Origin of the sequence: Sphingomonas sp. Leaf33, from assembly GCF_001421785.1 — a bacterium.
In the GTDB taxonomy this organism is placed as follows: domain Bacteria; phylum Pseudomonadota; class Alphaproteobacteria; order Sphingomonadales; family Sphingomonadaceae; genus Sphingomonas.
The window spans coordinates 1,084,858-1,105,003 of record NZ_LMLB01000001.1 but is presented as its reverse complement, the minus strand read 5'-3'; the positions used below and the strand labels follow the sequence as shown (position 1 = coordinate 1,105,003).

The 20,146-nt window shown below is 67.6% G+C and carries 16 protein-coding genes; 9 read left to right on the top strand and 7 right to left on the bottom strand.

What is annotated here, in order from left to right; all coding sequences use genetic code 11:
- Positions 1 to 101: 101 nt before the first annotated feature.
- Complete coding sequence (locus ASE86_RS05510; RefSeq protein ID WP_056423418.1) at positions 102 to 1,406, bottom strand: oligogalacturonate lyase family protein; 1,305 nt, start codon at positions 1,404 to 1,406, stop codon at positions 102 to 104.
- Between the two features lie 94 nt (positions 1,407 to 1,500).
- On the opposite strand from ASE86_RS05510, the gene ASE86_RS05505 reads away from it, so the two are divergent.
- Together ASE86_RS05505 and galA are read left to right on the top strand one after the other, a co-directional pair.
- Complete coding sequence (locus ASE86_RS05505) at positions 1,501 to 3,111, top strand: MFS transporter (protein ID WP_235523995.1); 1,611 nt, start codon at positions 1,501 to 1,503, stop codon at positions 3,109 to 3,111.
- Between the two features lie 2 nt (positions 3,112 to 3,113).
- Positions 3,114 to 5,990, top strand: a complete 2,877-nt coding sequence (galA, locus tag ASE86_RS05500) for a beta-galactosidase GalA (protein WP_056423413.1) — start codon at positions 3,114 to 3,116, stop codon at positions 5,988 to 5,990.
- Positions 5,991 to 6,118: 128 nt separating this feature from the next.
- Here the strand turns inward: galA and ASE86_RS05495 are convergent, their stop codons facing one another.
- The 3 genes from ASE86_RS05495 to ASE86_RS05485 are packed head-to-tail and all read right to left on the bottom strand — an operon-like array spanning position 6,119 to position 8,306.
- The gene (locus ASE86_RS05495; protein ID WP_056423409.1) at positions 6,119 to 6,811 is read right to left on the bottom strand and encodes a DUF6250 domain-containing protein; all 693 of its coding nucleotides are present in this window, start codon (positions 6,809 to 6,811) and stop codon (positions 6,119 to 6,121) included.
- Positions 6,811 to 7,434 (bottom strand): 2-dehydro-3-deoxy-6-phosphogalactonate aldolase, encoded by a 624-nt coding sequence (locus ASE86_RS05490; RefSeq protein ID WP_056423407.1) that lies wholly within the window; start codon positions 7,432 to 7,434, stop codon positions 6,811 to 6,813. Before ASE86_RS05490 ends, ASE86_RS05495 begins: the two co-directional genes overlap by 1 nt.
- Positions 7,431 to 8,306 (bottom strand): 2-dehydro-3-deoxygalactonokinase, encoded by an 876-nt coding sequence (locus ASE86_RS05485; RefSeq protein ID WP_056423404.1) that lies wholly within the window; start codon positions 8,304 to 8,306, stop codon positions 7,431 to 7,433. The genes ASE86_RS05490 and ASE86_RS05485 overlap by 4 nt, the downstream gene beginning before the upstream one ends.
- 100 nt (positions 8,307 to 8,406) lie before the next feature.
- Here ASE86_RS05485 and araD1 point away from each other — a divergent pair, with 100 nt between their 5' ends.
- Genes araD1 through ASE86_RS05470 form a run of 3 tightly spaced genes read left to right on the top strand, consistent with a single transcriptional unit; the run spans position 8,407 to position 11,016 of the window.
- Positions 8,407 to 9,381, top strand: a complete 975-nt coding sequence (gene araD1, locus ASE86_RS05480; RefSeq protein ID WP_056423401.1) for an AraD1 family protein — start codon at positions 8,407 to 8,409, stop codon at positions 9,379 to 9,381.
- Entirely contained in the window at positions 9,378 to 10,295 is a 918-nt protein-coding gene (locus ASE86_RS05475; protein WP_056423398.1) for a Gfo/Idh/MocA family protein, read from the top strand. The genes araD1 and ASE86_RS05475 overlap by 4 nt, the downstream gene beginning before the upstream one ends.
- A gap of 10 nt (positions 10,296 to 10,305) precedes the next feature.
- Entirely contained in the window at positions 10,306 to 11,016 is a 711-nt protein-coding gene (locus tag ASE86_RS05470; protein ID WP_156347033.1) for a FadR/GntR family transcriptional regulator, read from the top strand.
- Here the strand turns inward: ASE86_RS05470 and rarD are convergent.
- The 3 genes from rarD to ASE86_RS05455 all read right to left on the bottom strand — a co-directional run bounded on the left by rarD (position 11,013) and on the right by ASE86_RS05455 (position 14,905).
- Complete coding sequence (gene rarD / locus ASE86_RS05465) at positions 11,013 to 11,885, bottom strand: EamA family transporter RarD (RefSeq protein ID WP_056423393.1); 873 nt, start codon at positions 11,883 to 11,885, stop codon at positions 11,013 to 11,015. The genes ASE86_RS05470 and rarD overlap by 4 nt on opposite strands.
- 84 nt (positions 11,886 to 11,969) lie before the next feature.
- Positions 11,970 to 13,760, bottom strand: coding sequence for an IlvD/Edd family dehydratase (locus tag ASE86_RS05460; RefSeq protein WP_056423390.1), 1,791 nt, complete (start codon positions 13,758 to 13,760; stop codon positions 11,970 to 11,972).
- Between the two features lie 11 nt (positions 13,761 to 13,771).
- Positions 13,772 to 14,905, bottom strand: coding sequence for an aldose epimerase family protein (locus ASE86_RS05455; RefSeq protein ID WP_056423387.1), 1,134 nt, complete (start codon positions 14,903 to 14,905; stop codon positions 13,772 to 13,774).
- Between the two features lie 94 nt (positions 14,906 to 14,999).
- Here ASE86_RS05455 and ASE86_RS05450 point away from each other — a divergent pair, with 94 nt between their 5' ends.
- The 4 genes from ASE86_RS05450 to ASE86_RS05435 all read left to right on the top strand — a co-directional run bounded on the left by ASE86_RS05450 (position 15,000) and on the right by ASE86_RS05435 (position 19,938).
- The gene (locus ASE86_RS05450; RefSeq protein ID WP_056426675.1) at positions 15,000 to 16,307 is read left to right on the top strand and encodes a sugar MFS transporter; all 1,308 of its coding nucleotides are present in this window, start codon (positions 15,000 to 15,002) and stop codon (positions 16,305 to 16,307) included.
- Positions 16,304 to 17,173: an SMP-30/gluconolactonase/LRE family protein gene (locus ASE86_RS05445; RefSeq protein ID WP_056423384.1), complete on the top strand. Its 870-nt coding sequence runs from the start codon at positions 16,304 to 16,306 to the stop codon at positions 17,171 to 17,173. Before ASE86_RS05450 ends, ASE86_RS05445 begins: the two co-directional genes overlap by 4 nt.
- 20 nt (positions 17,174 to 17,193) lie before the next feature.
- Positions 17,194 to 18,333 carry an FMN-dependent L-lactate dehydrogenase LldD gene (lldD, locus tag ASE86_RS05440; RefSeq protein ID WP_056423381.1) on the top strand — a complete coding sequence of 380 codons (1,140 nt, stop codon included), beginning with the start codon at positions 17,194 to 17,196 and terminating at the stop codon, positions 18,331 to 18,333.
- Between the two features lie 204 nt (positions 18,334 to 18,537).
- The gene (locus tag ASE86_RS05435) at positions 18,538 to 19,938 is read left to right on the top strand and encodes a DEAD/DEAH box helicase (RefSeq protein ID WP_056423378.1); all 1,401 of its coding nucleotides are present in this window, start codon (positions 18,538 to 18,540) and stop codon (positions 19,936 to 19,938) included.
- Positions 19,939 to 20,146: the final 208 nt, after the last annotated feature.

Below are 20,146 nucleotides of genomic sequence, written 5' to 3'. Positions count from 1 at the left end.
TGAGCTTGTCGAAGGGCCGCCTTTCTTCGCGCCTCATGGCCTGCGGCACGAAGAAAGGGCAGTGCTTCGACAAGCTCAGCACGAACGGATTTGGGGTGCGGTCACTTCGCCTTCGCCAGCTCCACCGCGTACACCTGCGCCGCGCCGTCGAGATTCCCCCGGAACACCGCCCATTTGCCGTCCGGCGTGAAGGTCATGTTCGGCTCCATCCGGTAATCCTGCTTGCGCATGTCGACGAGCTTCTCGCTCTCGAACGTTCCCGGCACGATCAGCTTCTCGGCGTTGTCGGCGTGGATACCCGCCACGTCGGGAATCGCCTTGGGCGTGAAGAGGTAGAGGTATTTCCCGTCGGGCGCCTTGGCGACCATCTCGCTGTCGCCGCCGTCGCCTGAAAAACGCCGACCGTCGCGCGTCTGGTTGAAGTGCACCGACCATTGGTTGCGATCGAGGTTGTACCAGGTGCGCTTGCCCGTCGCGAGGTCATAGCCCGCCACCCAGAACACCTGGCCGCGCGGGGTCTGGAGGTCGTACCAGATCGTCTTGCCGTCACTCGACCAGAACTCGTGGCCCGCGATTTCCATGTTCATGCGGCGCTCGTGGACCAGGGTCTTGCCCGTCCCGTCGGCGCGGATCGTCCAGATGCGGTCGACGCGGTGCCAGGGGCCTTCGTGGCAGTACATGATCTGCATCGGATCGGTCGGCGAGAACTGGACGTGGTTCAGCCAGTCGGTCGATGCAGTCACGACTTTCCGCGCGCCGGTGCGGGTGTCGATGGTGAAGATCTCCATCGGTACGCCCGCATCCAGCCGGCGGTTCATGTGAACCTCCTTGGCGTCGGCATAGGTCATCGGCCGGCCATCGGGCCAATTCTCGCGATAGTCGTTCATGCCCGGCGCATTCTGCTCGCCGTTGCCGCGCGCCAGCGTGCCATCGGGCTTCAGCGGCACCACTGCCGTGGCGACCTGGCCGAGCAGCAAAGTCTCGTCGGCGTTGATCGACCCGATCCAGCCGCCGGGGACGGTCGCGATCTTGCGGATTTTCCCCGTGTCGGCGTCGGCGGCCATCACGTCGAACGGCGTGCCGCTGTCGTCGCGCTCGCGGCTGGCGAAATAGACGTTGCGCGTCCTGTGCCCGGTGAACAGCAGCACCGCGCCCTTCTGCGTGACGAGCGGCTTCACGGCCCATGTCTTCAGGTCGGCGATCATGATGCCCTGGGGCCCCAGGAACACCATCTTGTCGCCTTGGGGCAGATAGCTGTTCTGGTGGAAGTACAGGTTGACCGATCCGGGGTCGCGACTGACCTGTACGACGCGGTGGCCGGTCAGCGGATCGACCCAGTCCTTCGCCGGCTGCGCGACCGCCGGGGCCGCCACCATGATTGCCGCTATGGTCGCCAGATGCCGCATGTCCACTCTCCTGCCGCTTGTAATTTTTCCACATACCATGATAGCTGTCCATAATGTGGAGTAAAGGCGCGTAAGCGTCCGGGGAGGATGATCGATGGCCAGCGACAGCATGAGCGTGGGCGTGCGCCGCCAGCCGCGCTGGTACAATTACTGGGGCTGGGGGTCAGGCGACATGCTCGGCGCCGGCGCGCAGGCGGTCATCACCGGCTGGCTGCTGTATTTCTTCACCACCTTCTGCAACCTGTCGGCAGCCGAAGCAGGCCTCATCCTGGGCCTGCCGCGCCTGCTGGAGGCGATCACCTGCCCGTTGATCGGCTACGTCTCCGACAATCTTCGCCACACTTGGATAGGCCGCAAGGTCGGGCGGCGAAAGATCTTCCTGCTGATCACCATTCCGCTGCTGCCCAGCTTCGCGCTGATCTTCATCGCCGGGCACAGCTTCACCTATTATCTGCTGACCTTCATCCTCTTCGAATTCGTCTACACGATGTTCCTGATCCCGTGGGAGACGCTCGCCGCGGAGATGACCAACGACTATCGCGAAAAGGCGAAGTTCGCTGGTGCCAGGATGCTGGTCGCGCAGAGCTCGGCGATCCTGGCCTCCTACCTGCCGACACTCATCATCGGCCAGCTGGGCGGCAAGGATTCGCCCGATACCTTCTTCATCATGGCGGCGATCTTTGGCGCCCTGTTCAGCCTGGTCGTGCTGCTGGTCGTGATCTTTACCTGGGAACGGCCGTACACCGATGCGGAAAAGCTGGTGCAGCCCAGGCCGTTCGATCCCGCGACCGCGCTGATGATCCCGGTCAAGATGTTCCGCGACCTGTTCTCGACGCTGCGCATCCGTGCGTTCCGCCAGCATCTGTCGATCTACCTCGGCGGGTATATCTCGCAGGACATCTTCAACACCGCCTTCCCGATCTTCGTGGTGACGGTGATGATGGGCGCGACGTTGATTATCTCTCAGCTGCTGACGACGATGTACGTCGCGCAGCTGATCTCGGTGCTGATCGCGATCCGCATCGTCATCCGCACCGGGCCGGTCGTCGCCTATCGGATCGCGATCAGCTTCTTCATCTCCGGCCTCGCGCTGTTCCTCGCCTTCTACCTGCTCCGCCCGGCCGGGTTCGTGGACGACCTGCGCGCGATGAACGGCAACATCTTTGCCAGCTTCAGCCCGACGCTGGCGTTCTGGCTGTTCGTGCCGATCATCCTCGCGGGCCTCGGCCGCGGTACGCTGAATTTCGTGCCGTGGTCGGTCTACAACTATCTGCCCGACGTCGATGAAGCCGTGACCGGGCAGCGCCGCGAGGGCATTTTCGCCGGCGTGATGACATTGGTGCGCAAGCTGGCGCAATCGATCGCGATCATCTTCACCGGATGGATCATCGACCTCGGCGGCTATGTCTCACCGCCCAAGGGCACGCCGGTCGAGCAGGTTGTGCAGACCCCGCAGGCGATCGCGACGATCACCTGGCTGCTGGTGCTGGGACCGCTGGTCGTCATGCTGCTGGGCCTGATCGCGTCGTGGCGCTTCCGCCTGAACGCACGGACGCATGACGTACTGATGGCAGAGATCGACCATCTGCGCGCCGGCAATGCCGAACCGACGTCGCCAGAGGCGAAGGCCATCGTCGAGGACCTGTCCGGCTGGCGGTACGAGCACCTCTGGGGGAAGAACCCCGTTGCCAGCGGGGCGCGCTGAGCATGGACCGGCGCGCGTTCCTCGGCACGACCTCGGTCGCCGCCCTTCTTCCCACCCCCGGCATCGCATTTGCCGCTTCCCGGCGCGAGTGGGACCTGCCGATGCCGCCCCCACGAGACGGGCTCGACCGGCGCTACGAGCCGGAGGAGCCCGGCCGCCTGCTGCTCGACCGCGGCTGGCGGTTCCACCTCGGCGACATCGCGATGCCGGTCATCACCGGACACGAGCCGAGCTACGAGAATGCCAAGGCCGGCGCTGCGCACGGCGCGGCGGCGATCAGCTTCGACGACAGCGACTGGCGCGAGGTCGACCTGCCGCACGACTGGGCGATCGAGGCGCCGGTCGATCCGCAAGCCAACGTCGCGCAAGGCTATCGCCGTCGCGGCATCGGCTGGTATCGCCGCACGATCCGGCTCGACCCGGCGTTGCAGGGCAAGTTCCTGGAGATCGATTTCGGCGCGATCGCGACCCACGCGACCATCTGGATCAACGGCACGATCGTCGACCGCAACTGGAGCGGCTACAACGGCATCCGCGTCGACCTGACGCCGTTCGCGCGCTTCGGCGACCAGCTGAACACCATCGCGATCCGGGTCGATGCCGACCAGATGGAAGGCTGGTGGTACGAAGGTGCCGGCGTGTACCGCCACGTCTGGCTGGCGGTGCGCGAGCCCGTGCATATCGTCACCGATGGCGTGCATTGCGATCCGGTGCGTGCAGCGGATGGCAGCTGGAGCGTGCCGGTGTCGGTCGACTTCACGACGATCGGCGAGAAAGAGGAACTCGTCGACCTGAGCGTAGATCTGCTCGGCCCGGACGGTCGCAGCATCGGCGGCGGCAAGGCGGTGAACCACTGCAAGGCAATGCCGCTGGTTGTCTCGACCGAACGACTGACGCTACCGATCGCCGACCCGAAGCTGTGGTCGCCCGACAGCCCGACGCTCTACACGCTGGTCGTCCGGCTAGGCCAGGATACCCGCCGCATCCAGATCGGCTTCCGCTGGTTCCGCTTCGACAGCCGCACCGGGTTCGAGCTCAACGGCCGTCAGCTCAAGATCAAGGGCACCTGCAATCACCAGGACCATGCCGGCGTCGGCACCGCGATCCCCGATGCGCTGTGGGACTGGCGCGTGCGGCGGCTCAAAGCGATGGGGTCGAACGCGATCCGCATGTCGCACAATGCGCCGCCGACCGAGCTGCTCGATGCCTGCGACCGCCACGGCCTGCTGGTGATGGACGAGAACCGCCAGTTCAACCCCAGCCCCGATTACATGGAACAACTGACGTGGATGGTGCGGCGCGACCGCAACCGGCCGAGCGTTTTCCTGTGGTCGGTGTTCAACGAAGAGCCGATGCAGGGCAGCGTCCAAGGCTACGAAATGGTCCGGCGCATGGCAGCAGGCGTGAAGGCGCTCGACACCAGCCGCCCGGTCACCGCGGCGATGAATAACGGCATGTTCGAGCCATCGAACGTCAGCAAGGCGGTCGACGTCGTCGGCTTCAACTACCAGATCGCGCAGTACGACAAGTACCACGCCGCCTTTCCGGACAAGCCGCTGACCAGTTCGGAGGACACCAGCGCGTTCCAGATCCGCGGCGAATGGGCCGACGACAAGGCGAAGAATATCCTGTCGAGCTATGACGACCATGGTGCGCCGTGGGGCGCGACGCACGGCGACGGCTGGCGCGCGATCGCGACGCGGCCGTATCTGGCCGGCGGGTTCGTGTGGACCGGGTTCGACTACCACGGCGAGCCGACGCCGTTCGAATGGCCGACGACGTCCAGCCTGTTCGGGATCATGGACCTGTGTGGCTTCCCCAAGCTCGCGTTCCACCAGCACCGCGCGCAGTGGGTCGACGACGCGCCGGTGCTGGCGCTGCAACCGCACTGGACGTGGCCGGGCAAGGAGGGGCAGCCGATCCGGGTGGTCGCGCTGACCAACGCCGATCGCGTCGTGCTGATGCTGAACGGCCGCATGGTCGGCGAAGCGGTCGTCGACCGGCTGAAGATGCCGGAGTTCCAGGTGCCCTACACACCGGGCAGGCTCGAAGCGGTCGCGTACCGCGGCGGGCGGGAGATCGCACGCACGGCGATCGAAACCACCGGCCCCGCGATCGCGCTGCGCCTGACGCCCGATCGACGCGCGATGGTCGGCGATGGCGAGGACGTACAGCCCGTCACCGTGGATGCGGTCGACGCACACGGCAGCCATGTGCCGACCGCCAACCTGCCAGCGACGTTCGCATGTCAGGGCGGCAAGATCATCGGTGTCGGCAACGGCAACCCGAACGACCATGATCCGGAGAAGGGCGACGCGCGTCGGTTGTTCAACGGCCTGGCCCAGGTCATCGTTCACGCCGACGCCGGTCGCGGCCCCACGGTGCTGCGCGCGACCGCACCGGGGCTGAAGCCAGCCACCCTGACGATCGATCGCATCGCCGCCGAGCCGCGCGCGTTCGTCGCCATTACCCGTCCGGAAATGCTGCTGTCGGTCTGGCGCCGCCTGCCCTTTCAGACCGACCGCCCGAGCCCCACGCCGCCGCCCGCGGCCGAGGACCGCTTCGCCCTGTCGGTCGGACGCCCCGGTCGGCTCGAAGGACCGAACTCTGCCGGGCCGTGGAACGCCTATTACCTGACCTTCACCCCACCCGCGCGGGTGCGGGCCAAAAGCGGGCGCGTCGTATTCACCGAGTTGCACGGCGCGGCCGAACTCTGGCTGGATGGGCGCAAGATCGCCGAAAAGACCGATCCCGCACCGGCCCCGATGACGGCGGTTATCCCGGCCGGGCAAGGCGAGCGCACGCTGTCGCTGATCGTGCGGGCGGAACCGGGGAAGCCGTCCGGAATGGCCAAGCTGGCGGTGGTGCGGGAGTCATAAATCCTCCCCTGCAAGGGGAGGTGGCCGGCCGCAGGCCTGACGGAGGGGTGACGCGCTATCCGGACAGGGTGACACCCCTCCGTCGCGCTTTCGCGCGCCACCTCCCCTTGCAGGAGAGGATTATTTGATCAAATTCGCCACACCCGGAAATCGCCGACCGCCAAATGGCTCCACGTCGTCCGCAACCCGAAATGCCCGCGGGTGTACGGTTGCGGATCGTCGAGGTCGAACAGCACCGTCCCGTCGCGGATCAGCGCGATGCGGCGTCCATCCGCGATCAGGCGAATACGGATCGGCCGGTTCGGTACCAGCATATGCGCCGCGCCGGACAGGTCATGCTGCGGCAACAGCGGACGGTTGTCGCGCTGGCCAATGTAGCGACGGAACCGCGTCGTCATGTTCCGATTGCCGCCGATTCCCGCATAATAGGTCCGCAGCTCGTCATAGTCGGCGAACGCTGCGCTGCGCGTCCGCGCCAGCACGTCGCCGCCGGCGACACGCGGGTCGGTCGCCATCCAGAAGCAGTTGACGTCGCTGACCGTGTCCCACGCGCCGCCTGCGGACACCGGCGTCACGGTATAGTCGATCGCCACCGGTCCTTCGAGCACGGGGCGGAACCACAGGGTCACGCCCGCGGGTACGCCCACGTCCAGCACGCCACCCGTCGCCGTGATCCGTCCCGGCTTCTCCGCTTCAACCACCCACTGACCGAGCCCGTCGCGGAAATCATCGCGATAGAGCAGCCGCTCCCCTGCCCGCGGCAACGCGCAGCCGGCGAGCAGGCCGATGCCGCCCGCCATCGCCGTGCGCCGCGTCCACATCACAGCGCCGCCACAAACGCCCGCGCCGCGGCCCCGACATCGGCCGCCGGCTTGCCGACGCTGTAGAGCGCCGACCCCAGCCCGAACCCGTCGATCCCCGCCGCACGCCAGGCCGGCAGCGTCTCGGGCGTCACCCCGCCGACCGCCAGGCGCAGTACGTCCTTCGGCAACACCGCACCGATCGCCTTCACACCCGCCGGCCCCAGCACTTCGGCCGGGAAAAATTTCAGCGCGTGGGCGCCCGCCTTCAATGCGGCAAAGGCGTCGGTCGGCGTGAAGCATCCCGGCAGCGACGCGAGGCTGCGTTCGACCGTCGCCGCGATGACATGCGGGTCGGTGTTGGGGGACACGATGATCTGCCCGCCGGCATTCGCCACATCCGCCACCTGCCCCGGCGTCAGCACGGTGCCTGCGCCGATCAGCGCATGGCCGGCCAGCCGCTTCGCCATCCGCTCGATCGATACCAAGGGCTCGGGCGAATTCAGCGGCACTTCGATCAGCGAGAACCCCGCCTCGACCAGCACGTCGCCGACCGCATCGACTTCGTCCGGCGTGATCCCGCGCAGGATCGCGACCAAAGGACAGCGGGCGAAGGCTTGGGCGAAATCACTCGGCACGGTCATCGGATCAGGCTCCAGACTTGGGAGATGCCGGCCACGAAGGCGGCGTGGCTGTCGATCAGTGTCGCACGCGCGCCGATCGCTTCGATCGCGGCGACGTACAGGCCGCCGAGCGTCGCATCGGCGAGAACATGGGCATGATCGCCCGCGCCCAGCCGCTGGCGGACATCGGCGCCGATCAGCAGCCCGCTGATGTAGGAGGCGGCGTCGCCGATCGCGCGTTCCCCGGTTACCGCATCGGCGCGGACGCCGAACAGACGGGCGCTCAGGTCGCCGTCCGCGGCATCGGCCACGCCGCCCAAGAAATCCGCGCCCGGCGTCGCCTGACCCGTCATCTGCGCCGCGAGCAGGCTGTGCTTGCCGATCAGCGCATAGAGTTCGCCGGTCATCGCGGTGACGAAGCGATCGATCCGCCCGTCCGCCATCCACGCCCATTTGCAATGCGTCCCCGGTTGGCAGAGCAACGCATCTGCGGGCGCCAGGCCGGAGGCGACCGCGCCGAGCAGCTGCACCTCCTCCCCGCGCATCACGTCGCGGCGGCGCCCGTAGGCGACGGTCACGCCGGGGACGATCGCGGTCCGACCGGGTTCGACCCAGCGCACCGCGCCCGCCAGCGCCTCGACGCCGGCCTGACACGGGACATAGGGCAGTTCGGCCCAGCCGCGATTCGACCCGACCATGCCGGCGCACAGGATCGGCAGGTCGCCGAACCGCGCGCGGATGGCCGCGACCTCGGCCGTATAGCCGTCAGGCGCGATCGACAGGATGCCGCGGTCGTCTCGCTCGCTTGACACGACGATCCCATCCGCGCCGATCGCGTAGATCCGCCGGTTGGTCGTTCCCCAATCGATCGCGAGCCATTCGGCGTCCAACATCCGTCTCCTTGTCGGACTTGCCAGTCCCTCGCCATCGCTCTACCATAATGTCTGAGTTATTCAATCGGTGCGAACAAGCACCGCGGGAGGGGATGAACGCATGGCGGTGACCAGCCTGGTCCAGTTCGATGATGGCGCGCGCGGGGTTGCCGCGATCACGTCGGACGGGGCGCGTCGCGTGACGGGCGCGACGACGACGCTGGTGCTCGCGCAGGACGCGATCGCCGATGGAACGACGCTAGCCGCGCTGGTTGCCGACCGGCTGGGCGATGCGATCGATCTGAATACCGTTCGCCTGCTTGCCCCGGTTGGTCATGCCCACCCGGCGCATCTGCTCGTCTCCGGTACCGGGCTGACGCACCTCGGCTCGGCGGAGGGGCGCGATGCGATGCACAGGAAGGCGGCGGAAAATCCCGATCCGACCGATTCGATGAAGATGTTCCTGATGGGCGTCGATGGCGGCAAGCCCGCGGACGGGGCGACCGGCGTGCAGCCCGAATGGTTCTACAAGGGCGATGGCGCGATCCTGGCCGCGCCCGGCGAGCCGCTGGTGAGCCCCGCCTTCGCGCTGGACGGCGGCGAGGAGCCCGAGATCGCCGGCATCTACCTGATCGACGACGACGGAGTGCCGGTGCGGCTGGGCTACGCGCTGGGCAACGAATTTTCCGACCACGTCACCGAACGCGGCAATTACCTGTGGCTGGCGCATTCGAAGCTGCGCGCAGCAGCCCTCGGCCCCGAACTGCTGCTCGGTGACCTGCCGCAGGACGTGCGCGGCACCAGCCGCATCGTCCGCGACGGTGCGGTGCTGTGGGAAAAGCCCTTCGTCAGCGGAGAGGCGAACATGTCGCACAGTCTTGCCAACCTTGAGCATCATCACTTCAAATACGCCGGTTTCCGGCGGCCGGGCGATGTCCACGTCCATTTCTTCGGCACCGCGACGCTGTCGTTCAGCGACGGCGTGCGCCCGCAGGCCGGTGACGTTTTCGAAGTGGAAGCCTCGCCCTTTACCCTGCCGGTCCGCAATCCGCTCGCGATCGCGTCGGCCGACACCGTCAAGGTCCGCGCGCTGTGAAGATCGCCATCGTCGGTTTCGGCAAGATCGCCCGCGACCAGCACGTCCCCGCCATCGCCGGTAACGATGCGTTCGACCTCGCCGCCACCGCCAGCCGCCACGCCCACGCCGAGGGACTGCCAGCCTATCCGGACGTCGACGCGCTGCTGGCCGCCGAGCCGGACATCCAGGCGATTGCGCTGTGCCAGCCGCCGCAGGTTCGCCACGCCGCCGCGCGAGCCGCCATCGCGGCCGGGCGCCATGTCTTCCTGGAAAAGCCGCCGGGCGCGACACTCGGCGAAGTCGTCGATCTTGCCCACGCGGCCGACGACGCCGGCGTCACGCTGTTCGCCAGCTGGCATTCGCGCTTCGCCGCTGCGGTCGAACCTGCACGCGACTGGCTGGCGGATCGGACGATCCGCGCGATCCGCATCGACTGGAGGGAAGACGTGCGCCACTGGCACCCCGGCCAGCAATGGATCTGGGAGCCGGGCGGCCTGGGCGTGTTCGACCCCGGGATCAATGCGCTGTCGATCCTGACCCGGCTGCTGCCCGGCCCGGTCAGGCTGGAATCGGCAACGCTGGCGTTTCCCGACAACCGCGCCGCGCCGATCGCCGCCACGCTGGCCATGCGCACCACCGAAGGCGTCCCTATCGCTGCCGAATTCGACTGGCGCCAGACGGGCCCGCAGAGCTGGGACATCCTCGTCGAAACCGACGGCGGCACGCTGCGGCTGGCCGAAGGCGGCAACCGGATGTTCCTCGACGACAGCGAACAGACGCTGCCGCCCGAGGGCGAATATCCCGCACTCTACGCCCGCTTCGCCCGGCTGATCGCGGACGGGCGCAGCGATGTCGATGTGGCCCCGCTCCGTCTGGTCGCCGACGCCTTCCTAGCGGGCCGCAGAACGGCTACGGAAGCGTTTGAAGACTGACAGGAAAACAATGGACGAGGATCGGGGGCCAGCGCCGCGCATTCACGGGACGATCGCGCGTGACATCGGGATCGAGATCGTCGGCGGCGTCCGCCTGCCCGGTAGCGTGCTCGGCGGCGAGATCGAGACGAGCGAATCGCTCGGCATCTCGCGCACCGCCTACCGCGAGGCGATCCGCATCCTCGCTGCCAAGGGACTGGTAGAAAGCCGGCCCAAGGCGGGTACGCGGGTGACGCCGCGTGCGCGGTGGAACCTGCTCGATCCCGATGTGCTTGCCTGGGCGTTCGAGGGCGAGCCTGATGTCACGTTCATCCACGACCTGTTCGAACTGCGCGCGGTGATCGAGCCGGCCGCATCGGCCTTTGCCGCACGCCGCCGCAGCGATGCCGACGTGGCGGAGATGGACGCCGCGCTGGCCGACATGGCGCGGCTGGGGCTGGGCGTCGCGGAAGGCCAGGCCGCCGACCAGCGTTTCCACCGCGCGATCCTGGCCGCCGCGCGCAACGAACCGCTGGCCGCGCTTGCCAGCACGGTTGGCGCTGCGGTGCGCTGGACCACCAAGTTCAAGGTCCGCAAACGCCCGCAACCGCGCGACCCATTGCCCGACCATATCGCGGTGCGCGACGCAATCGTCGCGGGCGACGCCGATGGCGCCCATGCCGCGATGGGCCTGCTGCTCGACCTGGCACTGGTCGACATGGGCGTGCCGGCGCGGGATTAGGCCGCCTTCGCGTTCCGCCACCCGGCGAGGGCATAGAGTGCACAACCAGCCCAGATCAGTCCGAAGGCGACGGCGTGGAACCAGCGGAGCGGTTCACCGAACAGCAGCACCGCCTGGATCAGTTGCAGCGTCGGCGCGATATACTGGAGCAGGCCGAGCGTCGTGTATTTCAGCCGCTTGGCAGCCGCCGCGTACAGCAGCAACGGCGCGGCCGTGATCGCCCCCGCCGCGACCAGCATCAGGTCGAGCCGCCTGTCGTCGCCGAACGCGGCAGTGCCGTCGCCCATCGCCATCCCCAGCACGACCAGCGCCGGTGCGGTCAGCAACAGCGTCTCGACGGTCAGGCCACCCAACGGATCGATCGCGGCGATCTTGCGGACATAGCCGTACACGCCGAAGCTGAAGGCGAGCACGAGCGAAATCCACACCGATCCGCCCCCGGCGACCGCCATCACGACGACGCCCAGCGCGGCGACCCCGATCGCCACCCACTGCATCCGCCCCACCCGCTCGCCCAGCAGCGCCACGCCCAGCGCGACGTTGACCAGCGGGTTGATGAAATAGCCGAGGCTCGCCTCGATCACATGAGCGTTACCGACCGACCAGATATAGGTCAGCCAGTTGATCGCGATCAGCGCCGCGCTGACCACCAGCAACGCCAGGGTCTGCCCGCGCGCCGCCGCGCGGATCGCCTTCCCGCGACGCAGCACGACGACCGCGAGCAGCAGCAGGAGCAGCGACCAGACGACGCGGTGCGCGAGGATCTGGAGCGACGGCACCGCGTGAAGCAGCTTGAAGAACAGCGGCAGCCCGCCCCACAGGACATAGGCGACGACCGCCAGCCATAGGCCTTTGCCGTGTTCGCTCATGCGGCTGCCATCGGCGCTCTGCGGCGGGGATGCAACCTTGGCGGACGCTTACCTGCCGAGGATCGGTACCCTACCGACCGTTCGTCAGTGATTGTCGCGCGGCAGGCCCATGGTCTGCGCGATGCGCTGGTACTTCTCCGCGCCCTCCAGGATCGCGCCGGTACCCATCTGGCCGACGACCGCGCGCTGGATTTCCTGCCACGGGGTCTGCGACGCCGGATAGGCATAGCCCCCCGCCGCCTCCAGCGCACGGCGGCGCTCGGCGAGTTCGGCGTCGGGGATCAGCACGTCCGCAGTGCCGGTGTTCAGGTCGATGCGGACGCGGTCGCCGGTGCGCAGCAGCGCAAGGCCCCCCATCGCCGCCGCCTCCGGACTGGCGTTCAGGATCGAGGGCGATCCGCTGGTGCCTGACTGGCGGCCGTCGCCGATGCATGGCAGCGAATGGACGCCTTCGGTGATGAGATACGCCGGCGGGCGCATGTTCACGACCTCCGCCGCGCCGGGATAGCCGACCGGCCCGGCACCGCGCATGAACAGCAAGGTTTCCGGCGTGATGCCGGTCGCGGGATCGTCGATGCGGTGGTGGTAGTCCTCCGGTCCGTCGAACACGACCGCCGGCCCCTCGAAGGCGTTGGGCATATCGGGGTTGGACAGATAGCGCGCGCGGAATTCCTCGGAAATCACGCTGGTCTTCATCACCGCGCTGTCGAACAGGTTGCCCTTCAGCACGATGAAGCCGGCGTCGGTCTTCAGCGGCCGGTCGAACGGGCGGATGACCTTTTCGTCCTCGATCTCCGCGCCGCGACAATTGTCCCCCATCGAACGGCCGTTGACGGTCAGTGCGTCCTCATGGATCAGCCCCTGCCCCATCAACTGGTTGACGACCGCGGGCACGCCACCGGCGCGATAGTAATCCTCGCCCAGATATTCGCCTGCGGGTTGCAGGTTCACGAGCAGCGGGATCTTGTGGCCGTGTTCCTCCCAGTCGGTCACCGGCAGGTCGACGCCGATGTGGCGCGCGATGGCGGCCAGGTGGATCGGCGCGTTGGTCGATCCGCCGATCGCCGAATTGACGCGGATCGCGTTGTGGAACGCCTCGCGCGTCAGGATGTCGGACGGCTTCAGGTCCTCGGCCACCATCTCGACGATGCGCTTGCCGGTGCGCCACGATACTTCCTGACGATCCCGGTAGGGGGCCGGGATCGCCGCCGAGCCAGGCAGCGACATGCCCAGCGCCTCGCACAGCGAGTTCATCGTCGTCGCGGTGCCCATCGTGTTGCAATAGCCGGTCGACGGTGCCGACGACGCGACCAGGCGAATGAATTCCGCATCGTCGATCTCGCCCGCCGCCAGCATCTGGCGCGCCTTCCACACGATCGTGCCCGAGCCCGTTCGCTCGCCCTTGTGCCAGCCGTTGAGCATCGGGCCGACCGACAGCGCGATCGCCGGGATGTTCACGGTCGCCGCAGCCATCAGGCAGGCCGGGGTCGTCTTGTCGCAGCCGATCGTCAGCACCACGCCGTCCAGCGGATAGCCGTACAGCGCCTCGACTAGGCCCAGATAGGCGAGGTTGCGGTCGAGCCCCGCGGTCGGGCGCTTGCCGGTTTCCTGAATCGGGTGGACCGGGAATTCGATCGCGATGCCGCCCGCTTCCCGGATGCCTTCACGCACGCGCTCCGCCAGCACCAGATGGTGGCGGTTGCACGGCGACAGGTCACTGCCGGTCTGGGCGATGCCGATGATCGGCCGACCCGACTGGAGTTCCTCCAGGCTCAGGCCGTAGTTCAGGTACCGCTCGAGATAGAGCGCGGTCATGTCGATGTTGTCGGGATTGTCGAACCAGGCGCGGCTGCGCAAGCGTGGGGCATCGGTCACAGATTGGCTCCTCAACGCGCCACGGAGACGCGATAGATCATGCGGTGGTGATAGGGCTTGCCCGGGTCGACGCGGGCCGATCCGAACGCCGGCTGGTTGGGCGTGTCGGGGAATTTCTGCGGCTCCAGCGCGAAGCCGTCGCCCATGCGATAGACATGGCCCTGCTTGCCGACGAGCGTACCGTCGAGGAAGTTGCCCGAATAGAATTGCACGCCCGGCTCGGTCGTCAGCACTTCCAGCACGCGGCCCGACGCCGGATCCTCGGCGCGGGCGGCCAGCTGCGGCTCGGCGGTTGTTCCCTTGTCCAGCACCCAGTTATGGTCCCAGCCGCGGCCGGCAACGATCTGCGGATCGCGACCGTCGCGGATGCCGTCGCCCAGCGTCCGCCCGCGCGTGAAGTCGAACACCGTCCCCGCAACCGCCTTGCGCTCGCCGGTCGGGATCAGGTTCGCATCGACCGGCAGATACCGCTTCGCCGGGATCGTCAGCCGCTGGCCATAGATGGCGCCGGCCGCGCCCTCGCCCGCCAGATTAAAGATCGCGTGGTTCGTCATGTTGACGATCGTCGGCGTGTCCGTCGCCGCGCCGAAGTCGATCGTCAGCGCGCCCTTGTCATCCAGCGAATAGGTGACCGTCACGTCGAGCGTGCCGGGATAGCCCTGGTCGCCGGCGGGGCTGGTCAGCGCCAGCGTCACGCTGGCGACGGGGCCCTGCTTCACGTCGGTGATCCGCCAGACCATCTGGTCGAAGCCGCGATCGCCGCCGTGGAGCGAATTCGCGCCGTTGTTCCGGGACAGCTGATACGTCTTGCCGTCCAGCGTGAAGCGGCCGCCGGCGATGCGGTTCGCATAGCGCCCGACCGTCACGCCGAAATAGTTGGTCTTCGCCTCATACGCCGCGAGGTCGTCGTAACCGAGCGCGATGTCGGCGACCTTGCCGTCGCGGTCCGGGACATTGAGCGCCTGGAGCGTCGCGCCATAGGTGATGATCCGCGCCGACACGCCGTTCGCGCCGGTCAGCGTCACCGCCTCCACCGCCATGCCGTTCTTCAACGTACCGAAGCTCGTTCGCTTCGCCGTGGCCGCTGCAGCTTGCCCCGCCGCCACCGTCGCCGTCATCGCCACCATGCTCCAGATCGCCCGCATCGTGCATCCTCCCCGCGATCGGCTTGACCCGATCGTCCACCGCATATACTCAGACAAATAAGAGTATAGCAAGGTGGGAGGGATGACGATGGCAATGGCTCCGGGCGGATCGGCGACGGCCGCCGCGACTGGGACGAGTGCGGGGCAGAGCTATCGCTCGGCGCTGACGCTGCTCGCCAGTCTGTTTTTCATGTGGGGGTTCATCACCGTCATCAACAACACGCTGCTGCCGCACCTGCGCAGCGTGTTCGACCTCAACTACACGCAGACGACCCTGATCGAGAGCGTGTGGTTCATCGCCTATTTCGTCGCCTCGATCCCGTCGGCCAAGCTCATCGAGCGAATCGGATACCAGAAATCGCTGGTCATCGGCCTGATCGTCATGGCGGTCGGGGCGCTTGGCATGACGCTGGCGGCGAGCCTGCCGTCCTACGGTGTGACGCTCGTCATGCTGTTCGTCATCGCCAGCGGTATCACGCTGCTCCAGGTCGCGGCCAATCCGTACGTCACCGTCATCGGCCCGCCGGAGACGGGGTCGTCGCGCCTGAACCTGGTGCAGGCGTTCAACTCGCTCGGCACGACGCTGGCACCGCTGTTCGCAGGGTATCTGATCCTCGGCCGCTCGGTCAGCGGCACGACGACCGACCGCGTGCTGACGCAGGCCGAACGCTATGCCGATGCGCAGTCGGTGATCCTGCCCTATGTGCTGGTCGCGATCGTGCTGGTCGTGCTCGCGTTCGTCATCGCCCGCTTCCCGCTGCCCGCGATCGGCCAGTCGACGCAGCGCGTGTCGAAGGCGGAACGCGCGCAGCTGTCGCTGTGGAAGCACCGCAACCTGGTGTTCGGCGTGCCGGCGATCTTCATCTACCTGATCGCCGAGATCGGCGTCGCCAACCTGTTCATCAATTTCGTGTCGCAGCCCGACATCGCCGCGATCACGCACGAGCAGGCCTCGCGCTACCTGTCGCTGCTGTGGGGCGGGATGATGGTCGGCCGCTTCGTCGGCTCGCTCGTCATGCAGAAGATCCCGGCCGAAACGGTGCTCGCCGTATTCTCGATCGGCGCCTTCTTCGTCATGCTCGGCGCGACCTTCCTGACCGGCCCGGCCGCCATGTGGTCGCTGATCCTGGTCGGGCTGTTCCACTCGATCATGTTCCCGACGATCTTTTCACTCGGCATCCGTGGTCTGGGGCCGCTGACCGAGGAAGGTTCGGGCCTGCTGATCATGGCGATCGCCGGCGGTGCGCTGGTCGTCGTGCAGGGCTGGCTGGCCGATCGCTACGGCCTGCAGACCTCGTTCCTGCTGACCGTGGTGTGCGAGCTCTACATCCTGTTCTACGCAGTGTGGGGCGCCAAGCCGACGCACGCGCTGCCCGACCCGACCGTAAGCCCCGCTGAATGACGGCCGAAGTCGTCGCCGGCAGCGGCCGGTCGATCCTGGGCGAAGGCGTGACCTGGTCGGCAAGCAAGAACGCCGTGTTCTGGGTCGATATCCTGGGCCTGTCCATCCGCCGGCTGTCGCTGGCGGATGGATCGGTCACCCGCTGGGATAGCCCTGAGCGAACCGGCTGGCTGATCGAGCGGGCCGCCGGTGACGGCTTCATCGCCGGGTTGCAGAGCGGCTTCCACGACCTGGCCCTGCCGGACGGCGGTGGGGTGGCGGTGGTGGCAAGGATCGCCGATCCCGAACCCGACCTGCCCGACAACCGGATGAACGATGCCGCCGCCGATCCTTCGGGCCGCATCTGGGCCGGCACGATGCCGGTATCGTGCGAGGGCGCGAGCGGCGCCTTCTACCGGCTCGACGCGGATCGCCGCTGGGCAAAGGTCGATGCGCCCTACACCATCGCCAACGGTCCGGCGATTTCGCCCGACGGCCGCTGGCTGTTGCACACCGACACCGCACGCGACACGATCTTCCGCTTCGCCATCAACGACGACGGATCGCTGGGACCGCGAACCGTACACATCGCCATCGACAGCGCGACCGGCCACCCCGACGGCATGACGCTGGACGCCGATGGCTGCCTGTGGGTCGCGCGCTGGGGTGGCGGGCGCGTCACGCGCTTCGATCCCGACGGCCAGGAGATGCGCCACATCCCCCTCCCCGCCTCTCAGATCACGCGCATGGCGTTCGCCGGGTCGGACCTGACCCGCATGTTCGTCACATCGGCTGCGGACGGCGTGGATCACGAAGAGCACGCCGGCGCGCTGTTCGAAGTCGATCCGGGCTGTCGCGGACTGCCTACGCTGGCATTCGCCGCCTGACCCGTTAGAGCCTGCCGTCCATGATCATTTCGTCCGCCAGCGACTTCCGCGAGGCCGCCCGCCGCCGCCTGCCCCGCTTCCTGTTCGATTATGCGGACGGCGGCGCCTATGCCGAGGCGACGCTACGGCGGAACACGGACGACCTGTCCGACATCGCACTGCGTCAGCGCGTGCTGCGCGATGTCGCTACGATCGACCTGAAGACGACGCTGTTCGGCCGCGAGATGGCGCTGCCGGTCGCGTTGGGGCCGGTCGGCATCAGCGGCATGTATGCGCGCCGTGGCGAATTGCAGGCGGCCCGCGCGGCCAAGGCGGCCGGCATCCCGACCTGCCTGTCGACCGTCTCGATCTGCTCGATCGAAGACGTCGCGAAGGTCGCCGACCCCTTCTGGTTCCAGCTCTACGTCATCCGCGATCGCGCGTTCATGCGCGACCTGATCGCGCGGGCGAAGGCGGCGGGCGCGGAGGCACTGGTCTTCACGGTCGACATGCCGGTGCCCGGCGCCCGCTACCGCGACGCGCATTCGGGCATGTCGGGGCCCAACGCCCCGATGCGCCGCATATGGCAGGCGATGACGCACCCGCGCTGGGCGTGGGACGTCGGCCTGTTCGGCCGCCCGCACATGCTCGGCAACCTGCTGCCCGTGCTCGGCAAGAACAGCGGGCTGAACGATTACATGGGCTGGCTTGGCACCAACTTCGACCCGACGATCCAGTGGCGCGACCTCGACTGGATCCGCGAGCTGTGGGACGGGCCGCTCATCATCAAGGGCATCCTCGACCCGCAAGACGCCCGCGAAGCCGCGCGGATCGGCGCGGACGGCATCGTCGTGTCGAACCACGGCGGGCGCCAGCTCGACGGCGTGTTGTCGAGCGCGCGTGCCCTGTCCGCCATCGCCGATGCGGTCGGCGACGACCTGACCGTGCTGGTCGATGGCGGCGTGCGCAGCGGCCTGGATGTCTTGCGGATGCTCGCGCTGGGCGCGAAGGGCGTACTGCTCGGCCGCGCCTGGGTCTATGCGCTGGCCGCCGAAGGCGAAGGCGGCGTCGCCAAGCTACTCGACCTGATCCGCAAGGAGATGATTGTCGCGATGACGCTGACCGGGGTCAACCGGATCGACGCGATCGACCGATCGATCCTGGTCGATGCACGATCTTGACTTTCCGCACTGCACAATCTAGGTAGCACCGCAGCGAGGCCCTCCAACGGCTGCGTGATCGGACGGCATCTGCCTCCCCGGCCCGGACTTCGCCTAACCCAAGCTTCCCCTGTCACGCGGGTCGCCTCTTCGAAGGCCCGTCGTATCGCGCCGCCCGTCGTGGGCCGAGCGCGCGCCGACTCCGATTTTGAGTCTAGAAAACCCATGAAATTCACCGAACTCGGGCTGTCGAAGCCCGTCACCGATGCCCTGGCTGCCAAGGGCTATGAGACCCCCACCCCGATTCAGGCGCAGGCAATCCCCGCCCTGCTCCAGGGCCGCGACCTGCTCGGCATCGCGCAGACCGGCACCGGCAAGACCGCGGCGTTCACGCTGCCGTCGATCGACCACCTCGTCGCGTCGAACAAGCGCGCCCTGCCGCGCCAGTGCCGGATGCTGGTGCTCGCCCCGACGCGTGAGCTCGCCGCGCAGATCGCCGACAATGCCCGCGGCTATTCGAAGTTCGCCAAGCTCAGCGTCGTCACCGTCTTCGGCGGCACGTCGGTGCACAAGAACAAGGTCGACCTGTCGAAGGGCTGCGACATCCTGGTCGCGACGCCGGGCCGTCTGCTCGACCTGATCGACGAAGGCCATCTGAGCCTGTCGGCGGTCGAGATCTTCGTCCTCGACGAAGCCGACCAGATGATGGACCTGGGCTTCATCCATGCGCTGAAGCGCGTCGTGAAGATCCTGCCGCGCGCGCGCCAGTCGCTGTTCTTCTCGGCCACCATGCCGTCGGCGATCCGCGACCTGTCGAGCCAGTTCATCAAGGACCCGGTCGAAGTGAAGGTGACGCCGGTCGCCACGACTGCGGAGCGCGTCGAGCAGCAGGTGATCTTCGTCAACCAGACCGAGAAGCAGGCGCTCCTCACGATGGCGCTGCGCAGCCTCAAGATCGACCGTGCCCTCATCTTCACCCGCACCAAGCATGGCGCCGACCGCGTCGTGAAGCTGCTGGCCGCGAACGACGTCGCGTCGAACGCGATCCACGGCAACAAGTCGCAGCCGCAGCGCGAGCGCGCGCTGGGCTTGTTCCGCTCGGGCGAAGTGCCGATCCTGGTTGCCACCGACATAGCCGCGCGCGGCATCGACGTGTCGGGCGTCAGCCACGTGTTCAACTTCGAACTGCCGAACGTGCCGGAGCAGTATGTCCACCGCATCGGCCGCACCGCGCGGGCCGGCGCCGACGGCATGGCGATCAGCTTCTGCGCCGATGACGAGAAGACCTATCTGCGCGACATCGAGAAGCTGACACGCCAGAAGATCGCGATCCGCAGCCTGCCGGAAAACTTCCTGGCCGAGGCCGCGGAGATCGCGCGGACGCGCAAGCCGGTGGTGATGAGCCGCGACGAACAGAACGGCCGCAGCGGCCGCGCCCAGCAGGGCGGCGGCCGTGGCGGTCGTTCGCAGGGTGGCGCGTCGAGCGAGGGCGAACCGCGCCGCTTCTTCCCCGCGAAGAAGAAATTTAGCGCGAAACCGGCCGGCAGCGGCGGCGGACGTCCCGGCGGCAACCGCGGCGGCGGCCAGCGCAGCGCTGCCAGCGCCGGTATCGGTCGCTCACGCTAAGACACGATTTGGGCCGGCGGGGTTACCTTCGCCGGCCTTTTTTTCTGCTGCCCGGCAGAGCCCGGCTTGCGCCGGAGACAAATGTCAGTGCGCGCCCCGCTGCCGCGTCAGGTCGCGCGCCATAATCAGGCCGCGAATGCGCTTCGCATGGTCATCCGCCTCGTTGCGTGGTCCAAGCAGCTGCGACGCGCACTCGTACCGGATCAGC